The sequence below is a fragment of the Kitasatospora sp. NPDC004289 genome, assembly GCF_053602875.1.
The window spans coordinates 56,074-75,808 of record NZ_JBSGEL010000002.1 but is presented as its reverse complement, the minus strand read 5'-3'; the positions used below and the strand labels follow the sequence as shown (position 1 = coordinate 75,808).

Annotated in this window: 12 protein-coding genes; 9 read left to right on the top strand and 3 right to left on the bottom strand. The window is 73.4% G+C overall.

From position 1 onward, the window contains the following. Window positions 1-70 precede the first annotated feature (70 nt). The 8 genes from ACWEPF_RS01840 to ACWEPF_RS01805 all read left to right on the top strand — a co-directional run bounded on the left by ACWEPF_RS01840 (window position 71) and on the right by ACWEPF_RS01805 (window position 11,837). Window positions 71-1,303, top strand: a complete 1,233-nt coding sequence (locus tag ACWEPF_RS01840) for a cytochrome P450 family protein (protein WP_452170982.1) — start codon at window positions 71-73, stop codon at window positions 1,301-1,303. A 243-nt stretch (window positions 1,304-1,546) separates the two neighbouring features. Further along, window positions 1,547-2,905: an ABC transporter substrate-binding protein gene (locus ACWEPF_RS01835; RefSeq protein WP_452170981.1), complete on the top strand. Its 1,359-nt coding sequence runs from the start codon at window positions 1,547-1,549 to the stop codon at window positions 2,903-2,905. A gap of 171 nt (window positions 2,906-3,076) precedes the next feature. Continuing rightward, window positions 3,077-4,075, top strand: a complete 999-nt coding sequence (locus tag ACWEPF_RS01830; protein ID WP_345286464.1) for a carbohydrate ABC transporter permease — start codon at window positions 3,077-3,079, stop codon at window positions 4,073-4,075. After that, the gene (locus ACWEPF_RS01825) at window positions 4,072-4,971 is read left to right on the top strand and encodes a carbohydrate ABC transporter permease (protein WP_345286466.1); all 900 of its coding nucleotides are present in this window, start codon (window positions 4,072-4,074) and stop codon (window positions 4,969-4,971) included. The genes ACWEPF_RS01830 and ACWEPF_RS01825 overlap by 4 nt, the downstream gene beginning before the upstream one ends. A 113-nt stretch (window positions 4,972-5,084) precedes the next feature. Then, entirely contained in the window at window positions 5,085-8,201 is a 3,117-nt protein-coding gene (locus ACWEPF_RS01820; protein WP_452170980.1) for an Ig-like domain-containing protein, read from the top strand. A 471-nt stretch (window positions 8,202-8,672) separates the two neighbouring features. After that, window positions 8,673-10,112, top strand: a complete 1,440-nt coding sequence (locus ACWEPF_RS01815; RefSeq protein WP_452170979.1) for a DUF4153 domain-containing protein — start codon at window positions 8,673-8,675, stop codon at window positions 10,110-10,112. Between the two features lie 316 nt (window positions 10,113-10,428). Further along, window positions 10,429-11,112, top strand: a complete 684-nt coding sequence (locus ACWEPF_RS01810) for a ribonuclease HII (RefSeq protein ID WP_452170978.1) — start codon at window positions 10,429-10,431, stop codon at window positions 11,110-11,112. A gap of 341 nt (window positions 11,113-11,453) precedes the next feature. Next, window positions 11,454-11,837, top strand: a complete 384-nt coding sequence (locus ACWEPF_RS01805) for a hypothetical protein (RefSeq protein WP_345286474.1) — start codon at window positions 11,454-11,456, stop codon at window positions 11,835-11,837. 139 nt (window positions 11,838-11,976) lie between these two features. Here the strand turns inward: ACWEPF_RS01805 and ACWEPF_RS01800 are convergent, their stop codons facing one another. Together ACWEPF_RS01800 and ACWEPF_RS01795 are read right to left on the bottom strand one after the other, a co-directional pair. Beyond that, window positions 11,977-12,540 (bottom strand): hypothetical protein, encoded by a 564-nt coding sequence (locus ACWEPF_RS01800; RefSeq protein WP_452170977.1) that lies wholly within the window; start codon window positions 12,538-12,540, stop codon window positions 11,977-11,979. A 482-nt stretch (window positions 12,541-13,022) separates the two neighbouring features. Next, a complete protein-coding gene (locus ACWEPF_RS01795; protein ID WP_452170976.1) occupies window positions 13,023-15,260 on the bottom strand; it encodes a DEAD/DEAH box helicase in 2,238 nt (745 codons plus the stop codon). 220 nt (window positions 15,261-15,480) lie between these two features. Between ACWEPF_RS01795 and ACWEPF_RS01790 the strand changes: the two genes are divergently transcribed. Next, window positions 15,481-17,337, top strand: coding sequence for a DUF4192 domain-containing protein (locus ACWEPF_RS01790; RefSeq protein WP_452170975.1), 1,857 nt, complete (start codon window positions 15,481-15,483; stop codon window positions 17,335-17,337). A gap of 203 nt (window positions 17,338-17,540) precedes the next feature. Here the strand turns inward: ACWEPF_RS01790 and ACWEPF_RS01785 are convergent, their stop codons facing one another. Beyond that, on the bottom strand, window positions 17,541-18,854 hold the full coding sequence (locus tag ACWEPF_RS01785; RefSeq protein ID WP_452170974.1) for an alpha/beta fold hydrolase: 1,314 nt from the start codon (window positions 18,852-18,854) through the stop codon (window positions 17,541-17,543). Window positions 18,855-19,735: the final 881 nt, after the last annotated feature.

Sequence of the window (19,735 nt, the reverse complement as noted above, 5' to 3'; positions counted from 1 at the left end):
CGCCCCGCTCCGCCCGGCTCCCTCCACCCGTCCCCCGTCGTCCCCCGTTCCCCGAACCACCGGAGGAAGCATGACCACCGCCCCGATCGCCGCGACCACCCCCGTCATCCCGGTCCCGATGGACCCGCTGGCCACCGACAACGCCACCGAGGGCGCGCTGCTGCGCGCCGCCGGCCCGGTGGTGCCGGTCGAGCTGATGGGCGGGGTGCGCGGCTGGGCCGTCACCTCGCACGAGGCCGCCCGGGCCCTGCTGACCGACGACCGGCTGGTGAAGAACGCGCAGCACTGGGCCGCGTACCAGCGCGGCGAGGTGCCGAAGACCTGGCCGCTGATCGGGTTGGCGGTGCCGGGGCCGAGCATGGTCACCACGGACGGGGCCGAGCACCGGCGGCTGCGCTCGATCGTGGCGCAGGCCTTCACCCCGCGCCGGGTGGAGGCGATGCGGCCGGGCATCGAGCGGATGACCGCCGAACTGCTGGACCGGGTCGCGGAGCTCGGGCCCGAGGTGGACCTGAAGACGGTCTTCGCCTTCCCGCTGCCGATGACGGTGATCGGCACCCTGCTGGGCGTCCCGGTCGAGGACCACGTCCGGATCCGGGAGCTGTACGAGCGCTTCTTCAGCAGCGTGAAGGACCCGGCCGAGGTGCCCGCGATCATCGCCGCGCTGAACGCCTTCGTGAACGACCTGGTGGCGAAGCGGCGTTCGGCCCCGGGGGACGACCTGACGACCGCTCTGCTGGCCGCCGACGTGGAGGGCGGGGCGCTCACCGACGCGGAGGCGGCCGCCACCCTCCGGGTGATCATCGCGGCCGGGCACGAGACCACCGTCAACCTGATCACCAACGCCGTCCGGGCCCTGCTCACCCACCCGGACCAGCTGGAGCTGGTCCGCAAGGGTGAGGTCGAGTGGGCCGCGGTGGTCGAGGAGTCGCTGCGCTGGACCCCGCCCACCTCCAACTTCCTGTTCCGCTTCACCACCGAGGAGGTGGTGTACGGGGACGTGGTGATACCGGCCGGCGAGGCGGTGCTGGTCTCGTACAACGCGATCGGGCGGGACCCGGCGCAGCACGGCGTCACCGCCGAGGTCTTCGACGTGACCCGGGAGCCGTCCCGGATCCTCTCCTTCGGCCACGGCCCGCACGTCTGCCCCGGGGCGTCGCTGGCGCGCCTGGAGGCGGGCATCGCGCTGCCCGCGCTCTTCGCGCGCTTCCCCGGGCTCCGGCTGGCGGTGGACGACGCGGAGCTGCGGCCGAGCCCGTCGATGGTGGTCAACTCCCTTCGGGAGCTGCCGGTCGTGCTCTGACCGGGCGTCGGTCCTGACCCGGCCGGGTGACACGGCCGGGTCACGACTGCGGCACCGGCCGATGAAGGTCGAACGCACACCTTGGCGCGGGATGACGGTTGGGTTAACGTCTTCGAGCCAGCCCGACCCCCGGGCGCACGGATTCCGGTACAGCGCAGTGTTGTTCGTCCCACCGCTGGCATGTCATGCCCTGGCTAGGAGGACTTCGTTGACCACCACCCTGACCGCGACCGGAGGCCGCCGATGACGCTCCGCCCCCGGCAGTTGGCCGTTCCGGCCGCCCTGCTGCTCGCGCTCACGGCCGCCTGCTCCAACTCCTCCTCCTCGGGCGGCGGTGGTGGCGGATCGGCCGCCCCGCTGACCGGTGACTGCGCCAAGTACCAGGCCTACGCCGGTCACTCGGGCACCAAGGTCACCATGTACGCCTCGATCCTCAGCCCGGAGTCGGACTCGCTGGAGAAGTCCTGGGCCGAGTTCAGTTCTTGTACGGGCATCAAGATCGCCTACGAGGGCTCCAGCGACTTCGAGTCCCAGCTCCAGGTGCGCGTGACCGGCGGCAACGCCCCGGACTTCGCGATCATCCCGCAGCCCGGGCTGCTGGCGCAGATGGTGAAGACCGGAAAGGTCGTGAAGCCACCGGCCGAGACCGAGGCCAACCAGGCCAAGTGGAGCCCGGTCTGGAAGACCTACGGCTCGGTCAACGGCACCTTCTACGCGGCCCCGATGAGCGCCAACATGAAGTCGCTGGTCTGGTACTCGCCCAAGTACTTCAAGCAGGCCGGCTACGAAGTGCCGAAGAGCTGGGCCGAGTTGACGGCGCTGAGCGACAAGATCGCGGCGGCCGGCAACGGCGCCAAGCCCTGGTGCGGCGGCATCGGCTCCGGCACCGCGACCGGCTGGCCGGCCACCGACTGGCTGGAGGAGGTCGTGCTCGGCACCCACGGCGGCGAGGTCTACGACCAGTGGGTCAGCCACCAGGTGAAGTTCAGCGACCCGAAGATCACCGCCGCGATGCAGACGGTGGCCGGCTGGATGCAGAACCCGGCGTGGGTCAACGGCGGCATCGGCGACGTGAAGTCGATCGCCACCACCACCTTCCAGGACGCCGGGGCGCCGATCCTCACCAACAAGTGCGCCATGCTCCAGCAGGCGTCCTTCTACGCCGCCCAGTGGCCCAAGGGCACCGCGGTCGGCCCGGACGGCGACGTCTTCGCCTTCCGCTTCCCGGCGGTGAACCCGGCGGTGGCGAGCCCGGTGGAGGGCGGCGGCGAGTTCCTGGCCGCCTTCAGCAACCGCCCGGAGGTGCAGGCGGTGCAGAACTACCTCTCCACCAGCGAGTGGGCCAGCAGCCGGGTCAAGGTCTCCAAGGGCTGGGTCTCCGCCAACCAGGGCGTGGACAAGAGCCTCTACACCGACCCGATCGACCAGCTCTCGGCCGCCGCGCTGACCGACCCCGCGGCGACCTTCCGGTTCGACGCCTCCGACCTGATGCCCGCCGCCGTCGGCGCGGGCGCCGAGTGGAAGGCGCTCACCGCCTGGTTCGCCGAGGGACAGGCCATCCCGAAGGTGGCGGCGGACATCGACGCGGCCTGGCCGCAGTAGGACCGTCGCCACGGGCGGCGCGGGTCCACCCGCCCGCGCCGCCCTCACCCTTCGCGCGCTCCCGCCGTCCGGCTCCGACCGCCGCCGGTCCCCCCGCCTGCCCGCCCATCCGCCCGCCCGACACTCTCCCAGTCCGCTCCGACCAAGGACCGCCGAGGGAAGGACTCCTGAATGACCGTCGGCCTGGCCGCCTCCGCGTGGACCGACGCCGGGATCAAGTTCGGCAACAGCCTGGGCGCCGTGGCCGGCTTCCTGGGCATCCTGCTGGTGGTCTTCTTCGCCGCCGGCCGGGCGAGCGGCCGCTTCGGCAGACCGCTGGCGATCGCGGTGATGCTCGGCCCGGCCGTGCTGCTGCTCGTGGTCGGCCTGGTCGCCCCGCTGGTCCGCACGCTCTTCCTGAGCCTCTACAGCTCGGACAGCTCGCGGTTCACCGGCTTCGACAACTACGCCTGGGCGTTCACCACCGAGTCCATCCACAGCGTGCTGCTGAACACCGCGCTCTGGCTCCTGGTCGCCCCGCTGACCGCCACCGGGCTCGGCCTGGTGCTGGCCCTGCTGGTGGAGCGGATGCGCTGGCAGGCGGTCTACAAGTCGCTGATCTTCCTGCCGATGGCCGTCTCGCTGGTCGGCGCGGGCATCATCTGGAAGTTCGTCTACGAGTCCCGCGGGGCCGGCCAGCCGCAGATCGGCCTGCTCAGCCAGCTCGCCGTCTCGCTCGGCTGGGAGGACCCGCCGAACTGGATCCTCAGCCAGCCGCTGAACAACTTCCTGCTGATGGCGGTCATGGTCTGGGTGCAGACCGGCTTCGCCATGGTGGTGCTGTCGGCCGCCATCAAGGCCATCCCGGACGAGGTCACCGAGGCGGCCCGGCTGGACGGCGCGCAGGGCTTCCGGCTGTTCAAGGACATCACCGTGCCGATGATCCGCACCACCCTGGTGGTGGTGCTCACCACGGTGATGATCACCACGCTGAAGGCCTTCGACATCGTCCGCACCATGACCGGCGGCAACTTCGGCACCCAGGTGCTGGCCAACGAGATGTACTCGCAGTCCTTCGTCCAGTTCGACGTCGGCCGCGGTTCGACCCTGGCGGTCATCCTCTTCCTGGCCGTGCTGCCGCTGGTGGCCTACAACATCGTCCAGCTGCGCAAGGAGCGTGAGACCAGGTGAAGTCCGTGCGCAAGGCCTTCGGCGGGCCGCTCGGCTCGGTCTTCGTGATCGCCGTGACGGTGCTCTGGACCATCCCCACCCTCGGCCTGCTGGTCACCTCGCTGCGCCCCAAGCAGCAGGTGGCGACCACGGGGTGGTGGGAGGTGTTCTCCGATCCGTCGATCGGCTTCGGGAACTACCACGCGGTGCTGTTCGAGGGCGGCTTCGGCAACAGCAACGGCCTGATGCCCTTCCTGGTGAACTCGCTGGCGATCGCCGTCCCGGCCACCGTCTTCCCGCTGGTACTGGCCTCGATGGCGGCCTACGCGCTGGCCTGGGTGCGGTTCCGGGGGAGCGACACGGTCTTCTTCGTGATCTTCGCGCTGCAGGTGGTCCCGCTGCAGATGGCGCTGATCCCGCTGCTCCAACTCTTCTCCGGCGGCGCCCACCTGGGCTCGGTGACCATCATCCCGGCGGTGAACCTGAGCGACACCTACGTCCCGGTCTGGCTGGCGCACACCATGTTCGCCCTGCCGCTGGCCACCTTCCTGCTGCACAACTTCGTCTCCCAGCTGCCCAGGGACCTGATGGAGGCGGCGATCGTGGACGGCGCCTCGCACTTCAAGATCTTCCGCTCCATCGTGCTGCCGCTCTGCACCCCCGCGCTGGCCTCCTTCGCCATCTTCGAGTTCCTCTGGGTCTGGAACGACCTGCTGGTCGCGCTGACCTTCTCCGGCGGCCTCGCCGAGGTGGCCCCGATGACGGTGCGGCTGGCCCAGCTGTCGGGAAGTTTCGGCGGCCGCTGGGAGCTGCTGACGGCCGGCGCCTTCCTGTCGCTCATCGTTCCGCTGCTCGTCTTCTTTGCGCTGCAACGGTACTTCGTGCGAGGTCTGTTGGCCGGTTCTGTCAAGGGATGACCGGCTGACGAACTGTCATGGCGCAGGAATGTGTGGATTCTGCGGACATGCGCCCGCTCCACCAGGTACACAGGGTGGCGGCATTTCGCCGTTGACAGACCTGGGGGCAGTGCGTGCGGTACAGAGAACGACTTTCGGGCCTACTGGTGGCCCTGCTCGCGGCGGCCAGCCTGGCCACCCCGACCAACGCGTCCGCCCTGGACGCAACGGCGAAGCTCGGCAACACCACGACGGGCACCGCCACCGACTCCGGCGACTCCAACCACCTGAACGCCTCCCGCTACGTGATCGGCAGCAAGGGCGGACAGGTCAGCAGCATCTCGGTGTACGTCGGCGCGGTCGACGCGGCGCCGAACAACCAGTACCAGGTGGCCGTCTACGGTGACGCCGGCGGCAAGCCGGGCACCCTGCTGGCCAACAGCGCGGCGGGCACGCTGACCGCCAACTCCTGGAACTCGCTGCCGGTTTCGGCCAACCTGAGCCCGAACACCGCGTACTGGCTGGCCTACAACAGCAACGGCTCCAGCCAGGCCGTGAACAACCTGCGCTACTCCACCGGCGGCAAGGGCGCGTACAGCAACTCCTCGTCCCCGTACGGGAGCTGGCCGTCCAGCTTCGGGGCGTCCACCAACACCGGCCTGGACTTCTCCATCAACGCGACCTACACGCCCGGCAACCCGCCGGCCTGGACCCCGGGCGCCGGGCCGGGCGCGAGCGGTCCGGTGCTGCTGGTCACCACCGCGGCCAACCCGTACTCCAAGTACCTCGCGGAGATCCTGAAGGCCGAGGGGCTGAACAGCTTCAAGACCGTGGACCTCTCGCAGGTGAACAGCCTGATGCTGACCCAGCAGAGCCTGGTGCTGCTCGGCGAGACCGCCCTGACGGACGCCCAGGTCTCGATGTTCACCTCCTGGACCAACACGGGTGGCCGGCTGATCGCGATGCGGCCGGACAAGAAGCTGGCCCCGCTGCTGGGCCTGACCGCCACCCCGGACACGCTGGCCGACACCTACCTGAAGATCGACACCTCGGCCGCCCCCGGCGCCGGGCTGACCGCCGACACCATGGGCTTCCACGGCACCGCCGACCGGTACGCCCTGAACGGCGCCACCGCCGTCGCCACGCTCTACAGCGACGTCTCCAGCGCCACCGCCAACCCGGCGGTCTCGCTCCGGGCGGCCGGCAGCGGCCAGGCGGCCGCGTTCACCTTCGACCTGGCCCGCTCGGTGGTGCAGACCCGGCAGGGCAACGTCGCCTGGGCCGGCCAGCAGCGCGACGGCGTGGACGGCTACGAGGCCAGCGAGATGTTCTTCGGCCAGACCGGCCAGGCGAACTGGAACAACCTCGACAAGGCGCTGATCCCGATCGCCGACGAGCAGCAGCGCCTGCTCGCCAACCTGGTGACCCGGATGAACCTCTCCAAGGCCCCGCTGCCGCGGTTCTGGTACTTCCCCCGGGACGTCAAGGCGGTCGTGGTGATGACCGGTGACGACCACGGCGTGGGCGGCACCTCCGGCCGCTGGGACAGCTTCATCTCGCAGAGCCCGGCCGGCTGCAAGGTGGCCGACTGGGAGTGCGTGCGCGCCTCCTCGTACCTCTACAGCGGCGGCCCGCTGACGGCGGCACAGGCGCAGGCCTACTCCGACGAGGGCTTCGAGATCGGCTCGCACATCACCACCGACTGCCGCCCGTGGGGCACCACGGCCAACCTGCAGTCGATGTACACCACCCAGCTGAACGCCTGGAAGGCCAAGTACCCGGCGCTGCCGACGCCTTCGAGCAGCCGGACGCACTGCGTGGAGTGGGACGACTGGGCCACCCAGGCCAAGACCAAGCTGGCCAACGGCATCCGGATGGACCACGACTACTACTACTACCCGGCCTCCTTCGTGAACGACCGGCCGGGCTACTTCAACGGCACCGGGCTGCCGATGAAGTTCGCCGACACCGACGGCAGCCTCATCGACGTCTACCAGGCCACCACCCAGCTCACCGACGAGTCCGGCCAGTCCGAGCCGGGCACCGTCAACACCCTGCTGAACGCGGCCTACGGCGCGCAGGGCTACTACGCCGCGCTGACCGCCAACATCCACACCGACTTCGCCCCCTCGCAGACCGCCGACCAGATCGTGGCGGCGGCCAAGGCCAAGGGCGCGCCGGTGGTCTCCAGCCGCCAGCTGCTCAACTGGCTGGACGGGCGCAACGGTTCGGCCTTCAGCGGGATCAGCTGGAACGGCACCACGCTGTCCTTCTCGATCACCGGCGGGGTCAACGGCCTGCGGTCCATGCTGCCGGTGCAGGCCGCCAGCGGCACGCTGGTCGGGATCAAGCAGGGCGGGGTGTCGGTGCCCTACCGGGTGGAGACGGTCAAGGGCGTCAACTACGCCTTCTTCGACGGCAACGTCGGCTCCTTCACCGCCACCTACGGCCAGGACACCACCAAGCCGACCGTCACCGGCACCACCCCGGCCAACGGCGCCGTCAACGTGCCGGGGCAGAACGCGCTGCGCTTCGCCTTCAGCGAGCCGCTGGACGGCTCCTCGGTGGGCTCCGGTGACGTCACGGTGGTCCCGACCGCCGGTGGTGCGGCGGTGAGCGGCACGGTGTCGTACGACTCCACGACCAGCGGGGTGGTCTTCACCCCGTCCGCGCCGCTGGAGGTGACGACCGGTTACACCGCCACCGTGCAGGGGGTGAAGGACGTGGCCGGGAACGCGCTGGCCGCGCCGTACACCATCTCCTTCACCACGGCCGCGCCGCCGCCGCTGACCATCGGCAACGCCGGCATCGGCGTCCAGACCGACGACAACGACGCCAACCACCTGAACGGCAGCCGGATCGTCACGGGCTCCTCGCCGGTGACCCTCAAGCAGCTCAGCGTGCACGTCGGGTCGATCAGCGCCGCACCCAACAACCAGTACCAGATGGCGGTCTACAGCGACGCCGGCGGCGTGCCGGGCGACCTGGTGGTCAGCACCGGCACCGGGACGCTGACGGCGGACTCGTGGAACTCGCTGCCGGTGGACGTCACGCTGACGGCGGGGACGGCGTACTGGCTGGTCTACAACACCAACGGCACCGGGCCGGCGCTGAACAACATGCACTACAGCGCGGGCAGCTTCGGCGACGGGGCGTACCAGGGCGCGGCGGTGCCGTTCGGCACCTGGCCCGGCAGCTTCGGGCCGGCCAACCGGACCTCGCTGTCGTACTCGCTGTACGGGACGTACTGAGGTGCGGGCTTGATGCTTCGTCACAGCTCCGTGACAGAAGCCGACAGGGTTTTGAACCTGTTCAGATAGGTGGATAGTCTCCAAGGGTCTCGGGCACGGCGCAGCATCCCTGAGTGGTGCTGCGCCGTGCCCGTCGAACTCTGAGGGAGCGTCATGTCCACACCTTCCAGCCCCGGTTCGCCGGTTCCTCCGAAGGCTTCCGAGTCGACCTCCGTACCGGTTCCTCCGAAGGCTCCGGAGTCGGCCTCTGCGCCGGTTCCTCCGAAGGCTTCCGCGACGGCGCCCGGGGCAGCGTCCGGGGTGGTTCCCGGGGCGGCGTCCGAGGCGGTTCCGCCGAGGGCCTCCGGGCCGGTTCCTCCGCAGGGACAGCGGCCTCCGGCGGGGAACGTCTGGGCACCGCCGAAGCCCGCTCCGAAGCCGCTGTGGGACACCGGCACCGCGCCCGAGCGGCCGGCCCCGCCCGGTGGGCGGGTGCTGCTCGGAGTCCTGCTGAGCGGGGTGGTCGCCGCCACCGTACTCAGCGACGGCGCGGGCGTGAACCTGCTGCTGGTCGCGCTGGCCGCCGCCGTGGCGGCCGGGTCGGCCGCAGTGGCGCGCGGACGGCGGGCGAGGCCGTGGACGCTGGTCTGGGGCCTCTCGGCCTTCGCGCTGCTGCTGGTGCCGGTGCTGAGCGACGCGGGCTGGCCCAGCTTCCTGGCCGTCACGGCCGCGATCGGCACGGCCACCCTGGCCCTGCACGGCGGGACCCGGTGGGCGTCCGTGCTGCTCGGCCCGATCTGGCTGCTGCCGCACTTCTTCACCGCCCTGCCGTGGGCGGCCCGCGGCCTGAAGGGCCGCTCGGTCCCGGCCTCGGCCCGGACCAAGGCGCTGCCGCTGGCCGGGTCGGTGGTGGTGACGGGTCTGCTGGTGCTGGTCTTCGGTGCGCTGTTCGCCAGCGCCGACGCGGCGGTGGGCGAGCTGGTCGACGACCTGGTGCCCACCTTCGACCTGGGCGAACTCCCGTTGCGCGTCATCCTGTTCGGTGTCGGCGCGGCGATCGCCCTGGCCGCCGCCCACCTGGCCGCCGCACCCCGCCGCTTCGACCGGCTCCCGGTCGGGCCCGGCCGCGAGCGCGGCCGGACCGAGTGGGCCCTGCCGATGGTCGCGCTCAACCTGCTCTTCGGCGGCTTCGTCGCCATCCAGGCGGTGGTCTTCTTCGGCGGCTACGAGGCCGTGATGAGCAAGCCCGGGCTCGTTCCGGCCGAGTACGCCCGGCAGGGGTTCTGGCAGCTGCTCTGGGTCACCGTGCTGGCCCTCGCCGTGGTGGCGCTGGCGCAGCGCTGGGCGCCCCGGCAGAACGCCTCCGACCGGCTGCTGGCCAAGGGTCTGGTCGGCCTGCTCTGCGTGCTCACCCTGGTCGTGGTCGCCTCCGCGTACTACCGGATGCAGCGCTACGTCGACGTCTTCGGGCTGACCCGGCTGCGGGTGACGGTCACGGCGGCGGAGCTCTGGCTAGGGGCGGTCTTCCTGCTGGTGCTGGCCGCGGTCCTGGCCGGGGCCTCGGTCGCGCGGCTGCTGCCCCGGGCCGTGGCGTTCAGCGTGGTCGCCGGGGTGGCCGTCTTCGGCCTGGTGCGGCCGGACGCGCTGATCGCCGAGCAGAACGTCGCCCGCTTCGAGCGCCTCGGCACCATCGACCTCGCCTACCTCAGCAGCCTCTCCGCCGACGCCGTCCCGGCGCTCGACCGGCTGCCGGCGGACCGGCGCACCTGCGCCCTCCAGGCCATCGCCGAGTCGCTCGGAGGCCGGGACACCCCCTGGTACGCGTCCAGCCTCTCGGAGGGCCGGGCCAAGGAGGTGCTGCGGGAGCGGCCGGTGGACATGCTGGCGCGGTGCGGCAGCAGCCGCTACCCGGACGGCGAGCAACTGCCGTAGCGGGTGGTGGGGTTGGGCTCTGGGTTCTGGGTTCTGGGGGCTGGGGCTGGGGCTGGGGGTCGGGGGCTGGGCCGGGGCGAGGTGAGGCCGGGGCGTCGGGTTCGGCCGTGGTGCCGAGTCGGGCAGACCGCCGTGGGCGTGCCGGGGGGCACGTCCGCGGCGGTCTGCCCGGTGCCGTCGTGTCGGTCGTCGCGCCGGTGGTCGTTCGTCCGGTGCCGTCTCCGTGACCGTCCCCGGGGGCGGTCGGGAGTGTCCTAGGCTGGACGGTGCACGGGGCTGGTCTCCGTCGAGCCGCCCCGGAACCGAAGGACCCGCCATGCCGTACGACCCGCCCAGCCACTCGGTCGAACGCTCGCTGCGACGGGCGGGCGCCCAGGTGGTGGTCGGGCTGGACGAGGTCGGCCGGGGCGCCTGGGCCGGGCCGGTCACCGTCGGCGCGGCGGTCACCGGGCTGCGCAAGCCACCCGCCGGGCTCACCGACTCCAAGCTGCTCACCGAGAAGCGCCGGGCCGAACTCGCCCCCGTGCTCGCCGAGTGGGTCACCGCCTACGCGCTCGGCCACGCCTCGCCCGAGGAGTGCGACGAGCTCGGCATGACCGCCGCCCTGCGGCTGGCGGCGGTGCGCGCGCTGGAGGCCCTGCCGGTCACGCCGGACGCGGTGATCCTCGACGGCAAGCACGACTACCTCGGCGGCCCGTGGCGGGTCCGCACCGTGATCAAGGGCGACCAGTCCTGCATCTGCGTCTCCGCCGCCTCGGTCCTCGCCAAGGTGGAGCGGGACACAATGATGGCCGAGCTCGGCGTGGAGTACCCCGAGTTCGCCTTCGCCGAGAACGCGGGCTACCCCTCACCGGTGCACCGCGCCGCGCTGGAGGAGCACGGACCGACCCGTCACCACCGGCTCTCCTGGGCCTACATGGACGCGCTGCCCCGGTGGAGCCACCTCAAGCGGGTGCGCGAGCCGGAGCCCCAGGACGAGCAGCTGACGCTGGGCTTCTGACACGGTGTCGGGCGGATGACCACTCGATCCCAACTGGTGGGGTGCCCGTGCGCGTTCGGGCGCCATTTGATAGACATCGGGTCATGCCTGTTTCCCCCGAGGATCCGGAAAACCACGTGCGCGTGGGGCCGGAGATCCACGAGAGTGTCCCGGGCCCCGGTGTCCCCCTCCCGCGAGAGTCTTCCCCCCGTATGCCTGATGCCCAGTCCGCTGGTGTCCCTTCCGCCGCTTCCATCCGACCCGTTCCGCTGCCCGGGCCGCGTCCGGCTCCCAAGCCCGGGCCCCGACCCGGCCCGCCGCCGGCCACCGCGTCCCGAAAGCCGGGCGTCGCGGTGCAGTTGGTGCCCGCCACCGCGCACGACGCGCTCGATCGGGCCGACGAGACCGTGGACGGGCTGCTCGAGTCGGGCCGCGGGCCGGAGACGGTCCTGGTCCTGACGGTGGGTGACCCGCACCCCTGGCAGCAGCACGAACTCACCTTCGGCGAGGAGCGCTACTGGGCGCAGCTCACCGAAGGCGGCGACGTCTTCTACGCCGACGCCGCGGCGACCCGGGCGGTCGGCCGTCCGGTGGTGGTCCTGGTGGCCAACTCGGCCGACGGGGAGCGGCTGACCGCAGCCGCCCGCAGCGCGCAGGCGCTGGCCGGCGAGCTGCTGGTGGTCTGTGGCGAGGCCGCCGTGGTCGGCCCGCTGTTCCCGGGGGCGAAGAGCCCGGTCGGCGTCTGAGCCGTCCGTTCCCGTTCGGTCGACGGCGGTGGTCCTGTGATACCGGGGCCACCGCCGTTCGGTGTGCTCTCCCGTGCCGATGCCCATGGTCCACCGGCAGCGCTGACCGTCGCGCCGGATGACCGGCTCGGGGTCGGCGTCAGCCGGTCGCGGTGCGGCGCAGCGGGCTGACCGGGGCGACCTGGCCCGGGTGGCTGCGGGTGGAGCGCGGAGCGAGCTCGGTGACGGTGTGCACCGGGCCGTCGGTCCAGGAGGCCGAGTTGGGGGTCCGGCCGTTGCGGCCGTCCCCGAGCGACTGCCAGCCGGTCGGCGTCAGCGCGATGTACGAGCCGCAGCGCAGCCCGTGCAGCGCGGCCGCGTCGCGCAGGGCCCACATCCACGCCCCGTCCTGCTCCGTCCAGCCCGGTGAGCCCTCGCGGCAGCGCAGCAGGACCGCCGTCCGGTTCGGCCGGGCCAAGCGGAGGTCGTGCGGGGTGACCATCCGGAGGTGGGCGAGGATCTCGTTCCGGTACTGCCAGCCGTCCTGGACGGGCAGTCGGGAGGGGAACGAGGCGGAGGCGGTGACCTGGTGCAGGGGGTCCAGCACCGCGACCACCGTGGTGCCGGGCTGCGGGAGGTGGCGCTGGTGCAGCTCGGAGACGAACTCGCGCGGGTCGCGGAGCAGCGGGACGTCGGCCTCCGCCCAGCCTTCGAGGTCGAGCATGCGTCTCCGGGAGAACCGGGGTCGGTCGCTGCCGCTGATCACGATCCTCCTTCCCGGCCCGTCGCCCGCGTGTCGCGGGGCAGGCGGGTATCTGCGTACGCCGAAGGCCGGGTCCACCGGACCGGGCTCTGGGTACCTCCCAATTCTCAGGTCAGAACGGCCGAGCGGCAACGATGAAATGACGAACGCCGCCCGAATGCCTATGGTCTGCCGGATATATTCCACCTCGGGCTGACTGCCATTCGGCTGACGGAGGATCGGATCTGTCAGGTTCGCGGTCACGGGGCGTCAGGTCGGCCGCCGGGCAAGGGCTTCGCCGGGCCCCTTCCGCTCCTCGCGCACCTCCGTTCCCGCCCGCTCCCGTCCGACCGCCCTGTCCCGCCGGTCGGGGCGGTACGGCTCGGCCCCGTGCGGCTCGCTCCGGACGACTCGTCCCGCTGGGCTCCTTCCGTGGGTCCTCTCCGTGGGCGTCCTCCGCGTGCTCAGGCCTGGACCGCGAGGGTCAGGGGGAGGACCGGGCCCGTACCGGCGCGGCGGAGCAGGCGGGCCGCCACGGTGACCGTCCAGCCCGAGTCGACCAGGTCGTCCACCAGCAGGACCGGACCGGGGTTGGCCGCGATCGCCTGCTGCAGTTCGTCGGGGAGCACCAGGGCACCGGCCAGCGAGTGCAGGCGCTGGGCGCTGTTGCTCCGCGGGCCGTGCGGCGGGCGGCCGTCGACGTAGGAGACGCGGCCGAGCAGCTGCAGCCGCCCCACCTCCGCGATCCGGGCGCCCAGCGAGGCCACCAGTCGGGGGCGGCGGGCCGAGTCCATCGTGACCACGCCGACCGGGCGGGCCGCCCGCCCGCCCTCGGCGTCCTCCGGGCCGGCCCAGCCGCCCGGGCCGCGCGCCCAGTCGGCCAGCACGCTGACCATCGCGTCCAGCACCTCGGGCGGGACGGGGCCGTCGGGGGCGTCGTCGGCGAGCAGGCTCCGCAGCCGGGTGCCCCAGCCGATGTCCGACAGCCGGCCGAGGGCCCGGCCGGTCTCCGCCTGCTCGCCCGCCGGGATGCGGCCCTTGAGCGGCACCCCGATCGCCTCCATGCCGGTCGGCCAGAGGCGGCGCGGCTCGAAACTGACGCCGGGTCGGCCGAGGGCGGCCCGGGCCGCGGCCATCGCCTCGTCCGACACCTCGGGGGAGCGGCGCACCCCGGTGCAGTTGTCGCACCGGCCGCACGGGGCGGCCTGCTCGTCGTCCAGCTGACGGCGCAGGTACTCCATCCGGCAGGCGCCGGTGGTGGCGTACTCCCGCATGGCCCGCTGCTCGGCGGTGCGGGACTCGGCGACCTTCGCGTAGCGGGCCGCGTCGTACGTCCACTCCTGGCCGGTGGACGTCCATCCACCGCGCACCCGGCGGACCGCGCCGTCCACGTCGAGCACCTTGAGCATGGTCTCGAGCCGGGCCCGGCGGAGGTCGACCCGCGGCTCGAGGGCGGCGGTGGAGAGCGGACGCCCGGCCTCGGCCAGGGCGTCCAGGGTGCGCCGCACCTGCTCCTCGGCGGGGAAGCCGAGCGAGGCGAAGTAGCGCCAGATCGCCTCGTCCTCGCGGCCGGGCAGCAGCAGCACCTCGGCCCGGTCCACCCCGCGCCCGGCGCGGCCGACCTGCTGGTAGTAGGCGATCGGGGAGCCGGGCGAGCCGAGGTGCACCACGAATCCGAGGTCCGGCTTGTCGAATCCCATGCCCAGGGCGGAGGTCGCGACCAGGGCCTTGACCCTGTTGGCCAGCAGGTCGGCCTCGGCGGTGCGGCGCTCGGCGTCCTCGGTGCGGCCGGAGTAGGACGCGACCGGGTAACCGCGCTGGCGGAGGAAGGCGGTCAGCTCGTCGGCGGCGGCCACCGTGAGGGTGTAGACGATGCCCGAGCCGGGGAGCTCGGCCAGGTGGTCGGCCAGCCAGGCGAGGCGGTGGGCGGGGTCGGGCAGGTCGAGCACGCCGAGGCCGAGGCTCTCGCGGTCGAGCGGGCCGCGCAGCACCAGGGCGGTGCCGTCGGAGCCGCGGGCGGCTCCGACGCCGCCGGTGCCGAGCTGCTCGGCGACGTCGGCGGTGACGCGGGCGTTGGCGGTCGCGGTGGTGGCCAGCACCGGGACGCCGGGGGAGAGCTCGGCCAGCATGGTGCGGAGGCGGCGGTAGTCGGGGCGGAAGTCGTGGCCCCAGTCGGAGATGCAGTGCGCCTCGTCGACCACCAGCAGGCCTGTCGAGGCGGCCAGCTTGGGCAGCACCTGGTCACGGAAGTCGGGGTTGTTCAACCGCTCGGGGCTGACCAGCAGGACGTCCACCTGACCGGCCGCCACCTCGGCCTGGATGTCGTCCCACTCCTCCGGATTGGCCGAGTTGATGGTGCGGGCGTGGATGCCGGCCTTGGCGGCGGAGTCGACCTGATTGCGCATCAGGGCGAGGAGCGGGGAGACGATCACCGTCGGCCCGGCGCCCCGGGCCCGGAGCAGCGCCGTGGAGATGAAGTAGACGGCCGACTTCCCCCAGCCGGTGCGCTGCACCACCAGGGCCCGGCGGTGGTCGACCACCAGGGCCTCGATCGCCAGCCACTGGTCCTCGCGCAGGACGGCGGCCGGGCCGGCCAGCTCGCGGAGCACGGCCTCGGCCCGCGCCCGGACGGCGGCGCGGTCCGTCGTCGGGGCCTCGGGGCGGTCGGTGGCGGTGGCGGGGTGCTGCGGCGGCTGGGTCATGGCTCATGGATACAGGTTCGGAGCGACAGTCCGCGAACAGCGGCGGCGAGACCCCTGTGGTCGGTTCATCAGCACATCATCCAAGTCGGTGCTGTTTGACCACTTTTGAGTCGATATACGGCTGACCCGAACGGGTGAGCAATTGCTGACCCCCCGGGGTTATCCACAGGAACGGCCGGTTCGCCGGGGCCGGCACCCTCGGCGCGGCACGCTTCCGGACATGAACGAGGAACACGTCATCCAGTCCTCCGCCCCGCTCTCCGGCCAGTTCCCGCTCCGGATGCGCGGCCCGGCCGACATGGCCGAGATGCTCCCCTACCTCCTCGGTTTCTTCCCCGACGACAGCATCGTCGCGGTCGGTCTCCAGGGGCCGGCCCTCCAGCAGGGCGGCGTCATCCGGCTCGACATCCCGGCCGACCCGGCGACGTGGCCGACGGTCGCCGCCGACACCGCCCGGCTGCTGGTCGGGCTCTCCGAGCAGCGGGACAGGCGGCCCGAGCAGGTGCTCCTCTACCTCTGCCGGGACGCCGCGGACCCGCCCGGCGCCGCACCGCCGCCGGACCCCGCACCGCCGACCGCCCCGGGGCCGCTCCCGCTGGTGCTCTCCCGGGGTGCACCCGGCTTCGACCGGGTCTGGCCGCCCGGAGCCGAGGGGCCGACGGAGCCGGGCCCTCCTGACGGGCCGTCGGCGGAGCCGGTGGCCGGCCCGGGGGTGGTGGCACTGCTGCGGCCGCTGGCCGAGCAGCTGGCACAGGAGTTCCGCGCCGTGGGGGTCGTGGTGAAGGAGTCCCTGTGCGTCTCGGACGGGAGGTGGTGGTCCTTCCTCTGCGGTGAGGCGGGCTGCTGCGATCCGGCCGGCGTGGCGATCCGGTCCATCCGGCTGCCCAGCCCCGTCGCGGCGGCGGCCGCCTACGCGGGCGTGGCGCCGCGGGGCAGCCGCAAGGCGATCGCCGCCGGCCTCGCCCCGATCGGCCCGCCGGGCGATGACGCGCAGAGGGAGGCCCTGGAGCTGGCCGGGCCCGAGCTGATCGGCGAACTCGCGGGGCCCGGGGGCCGGTTCGCGGTCCTGGAGCGCACCGCCGGGCTGCTGGCCGAAGCACTGGCCGACTTCGGCGCCGGAGCCCGCGAGCTCGACCCGGCCAGGACGGCCCGCCTGCTGGTCGGCCTCCAGGACAAGCTGGCCCGGGACCGGGGCGCGGAGTACGCCGAGCCGGACGAGCTGGTCCCGGCCCAGCGCCTGTGGCGCTACCTCGCCCGCCGCTGCGTCCCGCCGTTCGAGCACTACGCGGCCCCGCCGCTCACCCTGCTGGCCTGGACGTCCTGGCTGGCCGGAGACACCGCCACGGCCAGGGTGGTGCTGGCCAGGGTGCTCGACCTCGACCAGGCGTACACGCTGGCCCAGTTGCTCTACGAATCGCTGAACGGCGGTCTCCATCCCGGGGAGCTGCTCGACCGGGTCCGCCGGGAGCGCCTGGCCCGGCAGCAGCTGGCCGGGCTCCAGCGCCCGGCCGGCGACGGGCTGGGGCTCTACGGGGTGCGCGGCCCGAGGGCCGGGGCAGGGCCGAGCGCGGGAGCGGTGCCGGGGGTGCGTGCCGGAGGCGGTCCGGCGGCCTCCGCGTCGGCGGACCGCAGGGCACCGTCCCCCGGGGAGGACGCGGAGCCGTGGGCCGGCCACGGCGTGTCCGGCCCTGACGATCCGTCCGAGCCGCGCGGTGAGCGGCCGCCCCCGGCCGACTGCGCGGGGCCGTCGGACGGGGGTGGCCGGAAGAGCGGTGGCCCCGGAGCGCCCCCGCCCGCGGCCGGCGGGCGGAGCCGGGGCCGGACCAGAGGCGGTCCCCGCGGCCGCGCCGGTCGGCAGGGCGGTGCGGCCACGGCACCGGAGCCGGGGGACGAGCCGCCCGGAGCCAGCCGGACGCCCCGTCAACCGCCGCGCACCGCACGCCGCAAGGGCCGCCGCAACGGGGGCCGGAGCCTGGGGACGGCTCCGGTGCCACCCCTGGTGCCCGGTGACGGGGCGGCCGGCCACCACCAGCCGGAGCCGACGGCCCGCGCCCGCCGGTCGGGGCGCTCCGCATGACGGAGCATCAGTGGAGCGGCCGGGCCGGCCGGGTCCGGTCCGCTCCGGCCGGGCACGGGCACGGGCACCGGCGCCACGGCCCGGCCGTACGGCGGCCCACGGCGCCGGACCACCCCTCGACGACCGGGGCCAACCCGCCCGGTGCGGCTCCGTGGTCGCCGTGCCGGGCGCCCCGGACGCCGGGCCGGGGCGCGCTGCGGGGGCTAGACCTCCCCGCGCGCCATCTTGATCAGCCGGTCGAGCACCGCGCCGCCGCTCACCCGGAGGCCGTCGTGCTCCCACTCGTTGGTGACCCAGACCCGGGCCCCGGCCACCGCGTCCGCCGTGGCCAGCGAGTCGGCGGTGTCCACGTACATGTCGTCGTGGTAGACGGCCGCCAGCACCGGCACCTGATTGGCCGCCAGCCGGGACGGGTCGTAGAGGTCGGGCCAGTCCGTGCGCTCGGCGAGAAGCCGCGCGGTCTCCCGCAGCGGCCGCAGCGCCGGATCGGTCTCGAACAGCGCGGGGTAGATCATCTCCCCGGTGAAGAACACGGCCTCGCCCGCACTCAGCGCCGCCTCGGCGTCGAACTCGGGGAACTCCTTGCGCACCCGTTCCGCCGCCCACTCGGTCCCACCGGTGTCCACGGAACGCTGCCCGTAGATCGACTCGTGCATGACCGCGTAGAGCGGCCCCTGCGCGAAGGAGAGGTGGGACTGCACCCCGGCCAGGAAGGTGTCCGAGAGCACCGGGCCCTCCGCACCCTCCACCCAGGCCTCTTCCAGCAGGTAGTGCAGCACGTGCGCACCGCTGCCGCTGCCCAGCAGCATCCCGAGGCCCTGGAAGGCCTGCACGGTGAGCAGTCCACCGTCCGGCAGCTCGGCCGGCCGCTCGACCAGGTGGGCGGCGATCCGCCGCACCGCCGCCACGTCCTGCGGGTAGCGCGCGTAGTAGGCCCTGTTCTTCCGGGCGGTCCGGGGGTAGGCCGCCCGGTAGACGTCCTCGGCGGAACTGCGCAGCCCGGCCAGTCCGCCGGTCACGAAGGCCTCGCGCAGGCCCTCGGGGGCGATCGAGAGGTAGGTGAGGATGCAGAAGCCGCCGTAGCTCTGCCCCAGCAGGCTCCACCGGCCGGCTTCGCCGAGCAGCTGACGGCGGATCAGCTCGGCGTCCCGGACGATCGAGTCGGCCCGGAAGAGGGTCAGGTAGTCGGCCTGCTCGCGGGGGCCGCCGCGTCGGGCCAGGGTCTGGCGGGTGGCGGGGGTGGACCGGCCGGTGCCGCGCTGGTCGAGCAGCAGCACCCGGTAGTCGTCCAGCGCGCGGTCGACCCAGCCGTCCCGGCCGATCGGGCGGTTGGCCTTGCCGCCCGGCCCTCCCTGGAGGAAGAGCAGCCAGGGAAGCTCGTCGTGCTCACGGCCCGAGGCCACCACCTCGCGGGCGTACACCTCGATCTGCTCTCCCTCGGGCGCCTGGTGGTCGAGTGGGAGCTGGAAGACGTGGTCGGTGGTGACGGTCCCGGGCAGCCTGTTGCGGGTGGACATACAACTCCTCGGTACGTGCTGGTCACAGACGTGCGGCGGCGGGCGCCCACGGTGTTCCCGGTGCACCCGCCGTTGCCCCCGCACCGTATCCTGACGCGGGCAGGGAGTGACCGGGCGGCGGACCGGTCGGCGCGAGCCGCGCCGACACCGCGCGGGGCGCCGTCACCGTCCGTACGACCGGGGGGCGTGCGGGCAGCGGCCGACCAGGGAAGACCTGTCCACGGACCGGTACGGCGTGACCTGGGGGAGGGGCGGTGCGTTCAATCTGCTGGGCGGTGCCCGCAACCGCCGGTCCCGGCCGGCGCCGTGCGGTCGGTGTCGTGGCCGTCCGGGACGGCCGCCTCCGGAGCACATCCTCGCCGGGCGGCAAGGTCACCGGGCGTCCCGCCCCCGCGACGACGGTCGGAGCGGCGATGGGCGCCGCTCCGGGTGGCCAGGCTGGCCCCGTGCCCGTCCGCACCGCCGCCGGGGCATCCGGCCGGACCTCACGGCTCGGGCGCCCGGAGCGGGGTCCGGCGCGGGGGAGCGCCGCACCCGACCGCCCCCGGCTCCGGCCGACCTGCCGACGGGCCGCCCGCCCGACGGCACGAGCAAGCAGCACCAGATCGTGATCGAGGACATATCCGGCCGACCGGCAGCACCGCCGTCGCCCGGTCGAAGAAGGAGAGCCAGGTGAACGACCCGAGGCCGCTGCGGGACGCACCGCCCACCGTCGGGTCTGCCGCACCGTCAGCTCCCGTCCCGGTACCGACTCCCGCCGGGGCCGAGGCGACGACACCCTCGTACGCCACCGCGGCGGCCGGGCCGTCCGGTGACGGGCCGTCCGGCGACGGGCGGTCGAGTGCCGACCGGTTCGGTGCGGGGCCGACCGTTCCGTCCTT